Below are 11,516 nucleotides of genomic sequence, written 5' to 3' on the forward strand. Positions count from 1 at the left end.
TTCAGGCATCTGTGTCCACCGTAACATAGGGCAAGACCCGATTGCGCCCCGCTCTTTTCGCCCGGTAGAGAGCGCTGTCGGCATGCTGTAATAATTCCAATACATCGCGCTCCCCCTGTAACTGGGCCACACCGATACTCGCCGTAAACTGAACCGGCCCCTGAGCAGACTTGATCATAATCTTGGCGATATCCCGGTGGATACGCCTGGCAATGGCCAGTGTGCCAGGGCCATCGGCGCTGACCAGCAGTGCAAACTCCTCGCCGCCGATACGACCAAAGACATCCACCTCGCGCACATGCTGGGCAATCACTCTGGCCGTGGCGCAAAGGGCCTGATCACCGATTAGGTGACCGTGCATATCATTGATGGATTTAAAGCGGTCGATATCCAACATCAATATGCCCAGGGGAATCCCCTTGCGCTGGACCAACTTGAGCAGCAGGTTGGACTCCTCAAAGAAGCTACGGCGGTTGTGAATACCCGTTAGGGGATCAGTGCGCGCCTCCAGCTCCGCTCTGGCCTTGGCCGCCTCCAATTCTCTGGTGCGCGACTGCACCAGCAACTCCAGATCGGTTTTGGAAATTTCCAGCTGTTGCAGGTATTTCTTTTCCGCCCGATCTTTTTGCAAGCGCAGGCGCTGTACCATCAGGCCAATCGCTACCATGATCGCCAGCATCTCGACAAAGGAAGCAACCGGTGGCCAGTAATAATTGACTGGATTGTGCACTACATAGCCAAGGTCGCGCATCGCCTGTGCCAGCAGTCCCAGCACCAGGGTCGCCCAGCCCAGGGCAAATACCCCCGCGGCATTTTCCCCCTGACGCCAGCGTATCAGGGCGATAGGCACCACCAGCGGATAACACAGCAACGCGATAATCATGGATATCTGGGACAGGGCCTTCCAATCCAATAAAACACACCCCACTAAAAACGCTACATTGAGCAGCATAAGTTGCAACAGCGCATCGAGTTTTGGTGTGTGACGACGGGTTTTTAGAAAGGTGCGAGCGAAAAAAAGCCCCGCCATAATCGCTACAGCGCCGCTGAGCGTGGCATATCCCCAGTGGAAGCTGCCTTTCATCAGATATTGGTGGGTATATCCCAATACTGTGCCCCACACTAAAATTTTGCTGGCACAGTAAAAAGAATAGAAATACAAAATTTTATTGTTAATGGCGATCGCCCCCACCAGGGCAAAGATCGCCATCAGGAAGTAGCCCCCAAACAGGAAGGCCATCAGACTGATTTCCCCCTTGCTGTTTTGTTGTAGAGGTTGAGGGCTCCAAATTCGTAGACTGGGGAAAACCACGCCCAACTCACCGGGATCGAATTTCACCATCAGCGCCTCAGCGGCCCCTGGTGCAATGGTGAGCGGGAAGACAAAGCGATTGTGCGCCACCTGGCGTCTATCAAAGGGCTGATAAATTGAGAGGTTGCTTATCTCGCGAAATGCCTCGCTACTCCCCTTCTCCCGACTAAAAGCCTGTAGTCCAACAAGTTGGTGATCGACGTATTCAATATGCAAGGTTACCGGCTGGCTGTCCCGGTTGTGCAGGGAGAAGTGAGACCAAAAGACACCGGCTTGAAGCCCGGTGGAGCCCGCAGTTTCCAGAGTATGAAACTCTCCCAGTTCATAGGCTTGCAGCGCTTGGGTAAGACCACTCTCGCCGTGCTCGTCATGCCATATGGCGTGGAGGCCAGTAAATTTATCGCCAGCCTCATTGGCCGTGACATCGAGGGGGGTATGTGCCCATACGGGGTTTTGCGGGAAGAAAACACCGCAGATAAACAATAATAGAAGAGCACAAAAAGCGAAACGAAAGTACCAATATATAACTTTAACACGCCGCAAATTCAGAAGCCGCAGTCTTGTTATTTTGTCTTTCATAATTCGGGCGCGCGCGAGATAAAACTCTGTTGTTATAAAGCGTTCACTCCAAGCAGTAAATGACAGCCTCTCACTTAAGGTTAGATATGCTGGGTAGGCACTACCAGCGGGATGATCAACCCGCCGAAATGTTCCTATCTGGGAAATTTCTTCGGCGACTTAAAGAGGGTTTTCAGCGTGTCAATAAAGGAAAATCTTTATATTCACGAAAGTCACAAAAAACAAAATGGCCGTCGCCGAAAGGTAAACCTGAGTGGGAGGTAGAGTTTGTGAAGAGCCCTATTGGCAATGACTTCAAGGTTCCTGCTAAATCCCAAAAGATCATTTAAACGAGCCCACGGGAATAATCGCGTGAGCCCACCACAAGCGGCTAGATCGAAAAGAACTGCTGAATTCCCACCAACACATTAGTGGTGGCCACGGAGGCGAGTATCAGCCCCATGACCCGGCTGACGATACTGGCCCCGGCATTGCCAATAAAGCGGTAGATCCAATTGGCGGTGAGCAACAACGCAATCACAATGGCCAGTACCGCAAGCATCGCCGAAGCGGTATTGAGTTGGTGCATCATATCAAAGCGGTGATTGTCGGTGAGTACCACCGCCGCCAACATGGCCCCCGGTGAAGCGATTGAGGGGACAGCCAGCGGAAAGATCGCTGTCTCGTGCCCCTCTCGCACAATTTCCATCTCCTGCTCCGGCTTACTGTCACCAAAGATCATGGTGAGGGCGAACAGGAACAGCACGACGCCACCTGCCACTTGGAAGGCAGAAAGGGGTACGCCGATCGCTTCCAGGAGAAACTGCCCCACCAGCAAAAAGAACAACAGTATGCCGGTGGCCACCAACACGGCGAGCCAGGCGATTTTACGCTTTTGCCATTCGGCGTGGCGGGAGGTGACCGCGATAAATACCGGCAGGGTGCCCACCGGATCGATCACTGCAAAGAAAAAAACAAAACTACTAATCCAATCGCTCAAGGGTGCTCCGGCGTACCATGCTACTATTATCCGCTTATTCCCTGCCGCGGGGAGATCGGCAAGCGCCTTGGGGGTAGAATATGGTATGCCCATCGACCACCAATAACAGCCCTACCGGCAAATGCTTAACCTGAAACTCTGAAAGCAAGTCTAGTGCATGACCAATCACTCACCGACCGCCCGCCGCATCGCTAAGACCATCCTGAATGGTTTTGATGCGTATTTCGCAGACTACCAGAACATCACTCTAGGCGCCAAAGCGCGCTTTGAGACAGCCGCCTGGCAGGCGGCTCACCACGCCAATAAAGAGCGTATCGACCTGTATAAAATCAAGGTCAACCAAGTACTTAAACTGGTGCACTCGGTCACCAGTAAAGACACCGGCCAGCTGGAATTGTGGCGCGATGCCCGCGCCACCTATGCACAGTTGATCGCCAATCACAGCAATTACGAGATTGCCGAAACCTTTTTCAACTCGGTCTTTTGCAGCCAGTTCAAGCACGCAGATATTCACGATAAGAATATTTTCGTCAAACCCTCGCGTGCACCCGAAGATAAACCGCTGCGCGATTACAGTATCTATATCAGTTACAGTGGTCGCGATGGCCTCGAATGTATGATCGAGGACATTCTCAAGGACTTCAGTTTTTCCGCGCCCTGGGAAAACATGCAGCGAGATATTGAAAATATCTGTGCGGCTCTGCGCGCAGAGCCCCTCGCACACCTGGAGAATGAAAAACAGCTGCGTGTGGATATGCTGGAGTCCGTTTTCTACCGCAACAAAGCCGCTTACCTGGTTGGGCGCATGATATTCAATGGCGAAGTGGTGCCCATTATTCTGCCCTGTCTGAACAATGGCCGCGGCGGCATTTTTGTTGACACCCTACTACACAGCAATGATTCCGCCAGCATCATTTTCAGTTTTACCCGCTCCTACTTTATGGTGGATGCCCCGATCCCCTCGCGTTTTGTGCGCTTTCTCTCCACCATTATGCCGCTCAAGGAAAAGTCGGAGCTGTACAATTCCATCGGTTTCCACAAACATGGCAAGACGGAGTTCTACCGCCATATCCTCGCCCATATGAAGGTGAGCAATGATCAGTTTGTCATTGCCCCCGGTATCAAGGGCATGGTCATGAGTGTGTTTACCCTGCCCTCCTACCCGGTAGTTTTTAAGGTTATTAAAGACCGCTTCGATCGGCCTAAAACCGTCACCGAAAAAATTGTGCGGGAAAAATATAAATTTGTATCCCGCTCTGACCGGGTTGGACGCATGGCAGATACCCAGGAGTACACCAACTTCATCTTCTATCGTAATCGCTTTAGCGAGGAGCTGTTGCGCGAATTACAGGAAGTGGCTCCATCCAAATTAATCATTAACGACAAATGGGTGATTATCAAACACCTCTATGTCGAGCGCCGCATGGAGCCGCTCAACCTCTACTTGCAGAATGCCAGCGATGCGGAAATCCGCGAGGCGATGGAAGAGTACGGCAACGCCATCAAGCAACTGGCCGCAGCCAATATCTTCCCCGGTGATATGCTCCTCAAAAATTTTGGTGTGACCCGTCATGGTCGTGTGGTTTTCTATGATTACGACGAACTTTGCGCACTGACGGAATGTAACTTCCGCAAGATCCCCGAGGCGCAAACCCCCGAGCAGGAGCTGGCAGATAAACCTTGGTATACCGTGGATGAGGCGGATGTTTTTCCGGAGGAGTTCCGCCTTTTTTTCTCCGGCAACCCCATCGCGCGCGCCGCTTTTGAAAGATTGCACAGTGATCTCTACGACTACCGTTACTGGAGGCGCCTGCAGGACCGTATTCGCGCCGGACATGTGGAAAGCGCCTTCCCCTATCGGCGCAAATGGCGTTTCCACCGTCGCGCCCCGGCCATCGCACGGAAAAAATAAGCGCGCAAACTATGGCTATATTGGTAGGAGGCCCTAACAATTCGAATAGGTGATCAGTGCGCATATTTGCATGGGCCGCAACCCTCGCGGCCCTGGCTCTATTAACTGCCAGCGGCTGCGGTTATCTGCCCAGCGAAATGACCATCGTCGGCAAGGAAAAGGCACCGCCCCCATACGCCCGTATCACCGGTAAACCCCAAGTGGTCAGTTGCGCCATCCCCGCACAAGGGTTTCGCCCGGTTACCTTTGACAGTCTCTATACCTTTACCGGTAGTGAGCGCGAACCCTTTCAGGAAAAGACCAACGTGCCTATGCAGTACGACGTGCTGGCCTATGTGTGGGGTAGTGAACGCTGCGCACCGCGCGCCTTCTGCAAAAGGGGGGATTATTACTGGCTGATCGGCCGCGGCCCCGGCAATGATTTCCAGACCTGGGTCGTCACACCTCAGTACCCGCGTATGATTATTCAGTCTCCCTGCGCCGAGCGGCTGCGTATAGGGTTGCGCTATCGTTTTTCATTCAATCGTGGCAAGTTGGTGGGGTTCAGTCAGGAGAGATAACTGTGCGCCACACAATGAAAGAGGTGCATCCTTGCCTGTTGCCTGTTGCCTGCTACCCAGCTGCGCACCTCGACCTCGTTGCTGTGTTTAAAAACCATTAATCTCTTAATAATGGGGTTATTCACTTTCACCAAGCTGCTTCAGATAAGTGTAGATAGCATCCTGGGAGCGGCAGTTTTTCCCCTCGGCGTTGGCCAGGCGGGTATTACTCTGTTCGGCATCGAGTACTCTGGCTTTCTGATTATCGTTCCATTGTAACTCCAGAACTTCCCGAATGGTCTTGTGATGCTCCGGGTTGGATACTGGGAAGGTTACTTCAACCCGCTGGTCCAGATTACGTTTCATCAAATCGGCCGATGATATCCACAGCAGTTCTTCGCCGCCATTGTGGAATATATATACCCGCGCGTGCTCCAGATATTTATCCACCAGGCTAATTGCCTGGATATTGTCGGATAATCCCGGTGTTTCACAAATGAGAGAGCACATGCCGCGAATCAACAGTTTGATTTTTACGCCGGCCGCACTGGCTCGATACAATTGGGCGATCACCAGGCTGTCTACCAGGTTATTACATTTGAAAAACAACCCGGCCTCTCGCCCCTCTTTGGCGGCCTCTATTTCCCGCTCAATAGCCGCCTCCAGAGATTTACGCAAATTAAATGGCGAAACGATAATATTCCTGTAAACAGGCCGCCGATCGGGAGCACGCATAAACTCAAACACATTGTAAATATCGCGGCCAACCGCCTGGTTATTGGTTAACAGGCTAAAATCGCAATATACGCGTGCGGTGTTCTCATTAAAATTGCCAGTGCCCAGATGGCTATAAAAGCGGTTTTTACCCTCTTCCCGTCGCACCACCGAAATCAGTTTGGCATGCACTTTTAGTCCCGGTATACCATAAACTACCTGTACGCCGGCCTCACTCAATTCATGAGACCAGTGGATATTGGCCATTTCATCAAAACTCGCCCGCAACTCAACCACCGCAATTACTTTTTTATTATTTCTCACCGCATTGATCAACGCAGCCACAACCCGGGAGCTTTTTGCCACTCGATACAGGCTGATCCGAATTTCCCTCACCTGCGGATCGATCGCAGCCGAAGCGAGGAAATTGGTGATCGCACGAAAATCATGGTAGGGATAATAAAAGAGTTGATCGCTCAACTTCAGTTGGGCAAAAATGCTCTCGTTGACCGGCAGGGTGGGCAGCGGGGACATCCGCTTGTAGCGGTGGCTGCGAGAATCCGAGGCAAAGCCCATCAGATCTTTGGAGTTGTGGTAACGCCCACCTGGGGTATAGCTGTCGTAACGCCCCATTTTTAATTTTTTCTTCACCAGGCCCAACAGTGCCTTGGGCATTTCGGCATCGTAAGCCAGCCGCACTGGATCAGCGTATTTTCTCTGTTTGAGTGAGCGCTCCACCCGATCGACGATGTTCTGAGTCACTTCTTCACTCAATTCCAATTCGGAATCGCGGCTTATTTTGAACATATAGGCCTGGGCAGAAAGGATAGGTAAAACGTGACGAAAAACATCCATCAGGCATGCACGGATAATATTATCGAGAACAATATATACCTTTTCCCGCTTGCCTCTTCGCGCCGGAATTTCCACAAAGCGCGACAGGGTGTCCGTTGGAATTTCCATGGCCGCATATCTACGCAGGTTGCCTTCCAATTCCAGAGTAATGGCGAAATAAATATTCTTTTCATTGAGCAGCGGCATCGAATTTCGGTCATCGATAAAAAAGGGCTCCAACTCAGGCAGCACTTCACGGTGAAAGTATTCCTCGACGAAAGCGCGCTGCGGCTCATTGAGATGGGTTTCCCGGACAATATGAATATTGTGCTTTCCGAGCTCAGAGAGAACCTCGGAATACGCTTTGGAATAGCGCTTTTGCAGCTGTAGTACCCGGCTATTGATCTTCCCCAGCAGGTTGGAAAAGTGCTGTTTTTGTTCCTCACCAATAGCAAATGCAGTCAACCTGCGTACATCGGCTACACGTACGCGAAAAAATTCGTCCAGGTTGTTAGAGAAAATACCCAGGAAATGCACTCGTTCAATAATTGGTACGCTCTTATCCTCCACCTCCTGCAACACTCGCTCGTTAAAAGACAACCAGCTTAATTCTTTGGGGTAAAGGGGGATATCACTCGGCATCGGAAAACCATTTCGCAAAATTACCAGTTACAGCATGATAACAAGATCAACCGGGATAAAATCCCCCGAAAGACGAAACCTCTGTGACAGAGGTATACTTACCCAAGTCTGAAGATTCCCAATAAAATACACTCGCGCATTTCTCTACGCCTGTGGACTTTGGCGGCACTAGCCGAGATATTGTCGCTAACTCTTTGCCGAGACAGCGGGTGCTAGAGCAGATTGCTCTTTTCATTTAAGCAGGTGCCAGGATGCCGACACAAATGCCGATTGAACGCTTCGCCGCGCTCGACCTTGGCTCCAACAGTTTTCATCTGTTATTGGCTGAGTTTCGCGGACAACGCATGGTGCGCCTGCACACCGACCGCGCCATGGTGCGCCTAGCGGAGGGGTTGGATGCGGACCACAACCTCGACCCGGCAGTATCCGAACGCGCTCTGGCCGCACTCACTCGCTTCCAACCTGTACTGCAAAAGCTACCGGCTGACCATATTCGCGTCGTCGGTACCAATACCCTGCGCGCCGCCGCGGCCAAGGCCGACGGCTTTCTCGAAGAGGCGGAATCGATTCTCGGTGTGCCGGTGGAAACCATCAGCGGCATTGAAGAGGCGCGCTTGATTTACAGCGGGGTAATGGCCGCCGCCGATGGACCGCCGCGGCTGCGCTGCATCATTGATATTGGCGGCGGCTCCACCGAGCTGGTGCGTGGCAGCGAAGCGCCGCAACAATTGCAGAGCCTCGATTTGGGCTGTGTATCCTTTAGCAAGCGCTACTTTGCCGATGGTCTGATTAGCGAAAATACCGTCAACCATTTCACCCGCGCGCAGCGCGCCGCCCGCGCCGAGCTACAGGAACTGCAACATATGGCGGCCGGGGCCGAGGTGATTGGCTGTTCCGGCAGTGTGAAAGCCGTGGCGCGAGTGTTCAATGACGGCGAGGTAGCCGAAATCCTGCGCGAGGACATCGACCGGCTGGCCAGTGAGGTCTCACAAGTAGAGCATATTGCCGACCTCAACCTGCCCGGCCTCGACGAAGAGCGGCGCCCGGTCTTTGCCGCCGGCCTAGCGATCCTGCATGCCATCTTTTGCGAGCTGGATATTCAGCGCATGGAGGTGTCCCCCTACGCCATCCGCGAGGGCATAGTGCACGACCTGGCCGGCCGGCTGCACGGTGGTGATCGCCGCGCCAATACCGTGGAGGCCGCGGTACAGCGCTGGCAGATCGACCAAAACCAAGTGCGCCGTGTCAACGATACCGCCCTCAAACTGCTGCATCAGCTGCGCCTCGAATACTCGCAGGAGGGCCGACAGCGTCTGCGCTGGGCCATACAGTTACACGAAGTGGGACTGGCACTTACCCACAGCAGCTTCCGCAAACTCGGCGCCTATATGATTAAGCACGCCGATATGGCCGGTTTTTCCCGCGACGAGCAAGAGCACCTGGCCTATCTGGTACGCAATCAGCGAGGTGGCATTAAACCGCCAAAGGAGCACTACGGTTTCCACCCCAGCCCAGATTTACTGTTGTGCCTACGCCTAGCCTGCATTATTCATCGCGACCGCACAGAGCGCACTTTGCAGGGGATCAACCTAGCGGACCAGGGAGATGCCTATCGCCTGCAAATTGAGCGGGCATGGCTGGATAGCAGCCCGGCCATCGAAGAGCTGCTCTACCAGGAGGAGCAGCACTGGCAGTCACAAAGCCACCCACTGCGCCTTTTGGCGGTATAGCGCCTCTCCCCAGATTGCGCGGGGCCGCTGCAAAGCGGGCCCGCATCCATTTCCAACCTAAACTCTGTATCTATGAAACTCAGCGAAGTTACCCTCAGTCACCACTACGCCGACTTGGGCGACGCCTTTGGCCGCCAGATCGCCCCCAGCCCCTTTGCACACCCCCAGCTCATCGATATCAATCCGGCAGTCATACAGCTGCTCGGAATCGATAGCGCGGAGGCAAGCAATCCGGACTGGGCCAAACTGGGCTGTGGGGCTAAGTTGTTCAACGGCAGCCGCCCCTTCGCCATGAAGTACACCGGGCACCAGTTCGGGGTCTACAACCCGGACCTGGGCGACGGCCGCGCACTGCTGCTGGGGGAAATTGAAAACGCCGGGCGCCGCTGGGAACTACACCTAAAAGGTGCCGGACAAACCCCCTACTCACGCTTTGGCGACGGCCGCGCAGTACTGCGCTCCACCATTCGAGAATACCTCGCCGGCGAGGCTCTCAACGGCCTGGGTATCCGCTCCACCCGCGCTCTGAGCATTGTCGGTAGTGACGAGCCCGTAACCCGCGAACACATTGAGCGCGGCGCCATGCTGATCCGTGTGGCCGAGAGTCATGTGCGCTTCGGCCACTTCGAATACCTGTTTTACACCAAGCAGCTGCAAGCCCAGCAGCAGTTAATCGGCGACATCTGCCGACGCTTTCTCCCGGGTACCCATGGGCTCAGCGCCGGCGAGCAGGCAGAAGCCATGCTGCGCTTCACCACACAGCGCAGCGCCGAGCTGGTAGCCGGTTGGCAGGCGGAGGGGTTCGCCCACGGGGTGCTCAATACCGACAATATGTCGATCATCGGCGACACCTTCGACTACGGCCCCTACGCCTTTCTCGATGACTACGACCCGAGCTTTATCTGTAATCACTCAGATCACACCGGCCGCTACGCCTTCGAACAGCAGCCCGGTGTGGTGTTGTGGAATCTAAATGCCCTGGCCCACGCCCTCTCCGGCTTTGTCAGCGTGGAGGCGTTGCGCGATTGCCTTGAGCAATTCCAGCCACAGGTCAGCCACGCCTATGCCGAGCGCATGCGCGCCAAGCTCGGGCTCGCTGTGGAAGAGGAGGGCGACCAAGCGCTGTGCGCAGAGCTTCTGCAACTGTTACAGCAGAGTGAGGCGGACTACGCTCGCTTTTTCCGCGCCCTGGCCCACTACCGCGGTGAGCGCCCGGCACAAGCGTTGCGCGAGTGCATCGCCACCGCACAACAGGACGCTCTGGAGCACTGGCTGGAGCACTACGATCGACGCTTAGCGCGCGAACACAGTGACTCCCGCGCGCGCAACCGCACCATGTTGGCGACCAACCCCAAATATATTCTGCGCAACTATTTGGCACAGAGGGTTATCGAAGCCGCCGAAGGAGGGGATTATCAGCCCCTGCGCACTCTGCGGCAATTACTGCAAACCCCTTTTGATGAACACCCACAGCACGAGACCTGGGCCTGTGCCCCACCGGAATCCGGCAAACGTATTCCCCTGAGCTGTAGTTCTTAAGGCCACTCAGACAAAGTTATAGGCCGCAATTGTCACTCGTCGAGAGACTTCGCGGCCTCGCTTCAATCCCCTACCATCTGGCATATGCAATACATAAGTACCACTTTATCGTACATGGTCGCGCAGCAGCTAGTGCTCGGCACTACGGCTTCCAATTAGCGCCATTCTTACAAACCCGTTTGCGCGTATCACGGCGCTTGGACGGGCAAAAGATAAGGTGCTCCATGGTTAGCATGTCACCCTTGAGGGACATATCGAGAGTATCAGCGATAAATAGTTCTAATTGGCTTTTATCAATACCAGCCATGCCTCACCCAGATTTAATCTTCATTCAAAGTGCCGATAAATTGCAATAAAGAGCCGTGACCACGTTGTTCACTATTTAGAAGTTCCATCCGCAGAGCATTCACAGAACTTTCGCAGTGTAGATATCGCTACTAGCACCGTCGCACATTTCTTTGGTTACAAAGGGAAACTCTGAATAATTCAGAGGCTCTTTAGGGCAAAAGTAGAGCACCCATTCCGACATATAAAAAACATCTTTGAGTATGGAAAAGTTCGCTATTGAGGTTCCAAAAAACATCCAGCGCCTATATGCCCGCCGGCCGGATTTACTAATTTATTAATTGGGAATAAGTATCTACTGAAATAGGAACAATGTGATCCTACCCACCAACGACGGACACACCACTAAGCGACTAGTTGTTCCTCAAACGCCTCAGGGCTGAGATAGCCA

Annotated in this window: 7 protein-coding genes; 4 read left to right on the top strand and 3 right to left on the bottom strand. The window is 53.6% G+C overall.

What is annotated here, in order from left to right:
- Nucleotide 1 precedes the first annotated feature (1 nt).
- Both Q1A69_RS17560 and Q1A69_RS17565 read right to left on the bottom strand, forming a co-directional pair.
- Entirely contained in the window at nucleotides 2-1,795 is a 1,794-nt protein-coding gene (locus tag Q1A69_RS17560) for a diguanylate cyclase (RefSeq protein ID WP_299588341.1), read from the bottom strand.
- Nucleotides 1,796-2,261: 466 nt separating this feature from the next.
- Nucleotides 2,262-2,870 (bottom strand): MarC family protein, encoded by a 609-nt coding sequence (locus Q1A69_RS17565; protein ID WP_299588344.1) that lies wholly within the window; start codon nucleotides 2,868-2,870, stop codon nucleotides 2,262-2,264.
- Nucleotides 2,871-3,027: 157 nt separating this feature from the next.
- Here Q1A69_RS17565 and aceK point away from each other — a divergent pair, with 157 nt between their 5' ends.
- Together aceK and Q1A69_RS17575 are read left to right on the top strand one after the other, a co-directional pair.
- Complete coding sequence (gene aceK / locus Q1A69_RS17570) at nucleotides 3,028-4,782, top strand: bifunctional isocitrate dehydrogenase kinase/phosphatase (RefSeq protein WP_299588346.1); 1,755 nt, start codon at nucleotides 3,028-3,030, stop codon at nucleotides 4,780-4,782.
- 56 nt (nucleotides 4,783-4,838) lie between these two features.
- On the top strand, nucleotides 4,839-5,342 hold the full coding sequence (locus Q1A69_RS17575) for a hypothetical protein (RefSeq protein WP_299588349.1): 504 nt from the start codon (nucleotides 4,839-4,841) through the stop codon (nucleotides 5,340-5,342).
- Between the two features lie 117 nt (nucleotides 5,343-5,459).
- Here the strand turns inward: Q1A69_RS17575 and ppk1 are convergent, their stop codons facing one another.
- Nucleotides 5,460-7,511 (bottom strand): polyphosphate kinase 1, encoded by a 2,052-nt coding sequence (gene ppk1, locus Q1A69_RS17580; RefSeq protein ID WP_299588351.1) that lies wholly within the window; start codon nucleotides 7,509-7,511, stop codon nucleotides 5,460-5,462.
- 251 nt (nucleotides 7,512-7,762) lie between these two features.
- On the opposite strand from ppk1, the gene Q1A69_RS17585 reads away from it, so the two are divergent.
- Together Q1A69_RS17585 and Q1A69_RS17590 are read left to right on the top strand one after the other, a co-directional pair.
- Entirely contained in the window at nucleotides 7,763-9,241 is a 1,479-nt protein-coding gene (locus tag Q1A69_RS17585) for a Ppx/GppA phosphatase family protein (protein WP_299588354.1), read from the top strand.
- A gap of 72 nt (nucleotides 9,242-9,313) precedes the next feature.
- Entirely contained in the window at nucleotides 9,314-10,780 is a 1,467-nt protein-coding gene (locus Q1A69_RS17590; protein WP_299588355.1) for a protein adenylyltransferase SelO, read from the top strand.
- The last annotated feature ends 736 nt before the right edge of the window (nucleotides 10,781-11,516 follow it).

Source organism: uncultured Microbulbifer sp. (genome assembly GCF_947498635.1).
Taxonomy (GTDB): Bacteria; Pseudomonadota; Gammaproteobacteria; order Pseudomonadales; family Cellvibrionaceae; genus Microbulbifer; species Microbulbifer echini.

Bases quoted from the DNA above. Each gene is read 5' to 3' on its own strand.
- ppk1 (WP_299588351.1), bottom strand. From the start codon at position 7,511: ATGCCGAGTGATATCCCCCTTTACCCCAAAGAATTAAGCTGGTTGTCT.
- Q1A69_RS17585 (WP_299588354.1), top strand. From the start codon at position 7,763: ATGCCGACACAAATGCCGATTGAACGCTTCGCCGCGCTCGACCTTGGC.
- aceK (WP_299588346.1), top strand. From the start codon at position 3,028: ATGACCAATCACTCACCGACCGCCCGCCGCATCGCTAAGACCATCCTG.
- Q1A69_RS17590 (WP_299588355.1), top strand. From the start codon at position 9,314: ATGAAACTCAGCGAAGTTACCCTCAGTCACCACTACGCCGACTTGGGC.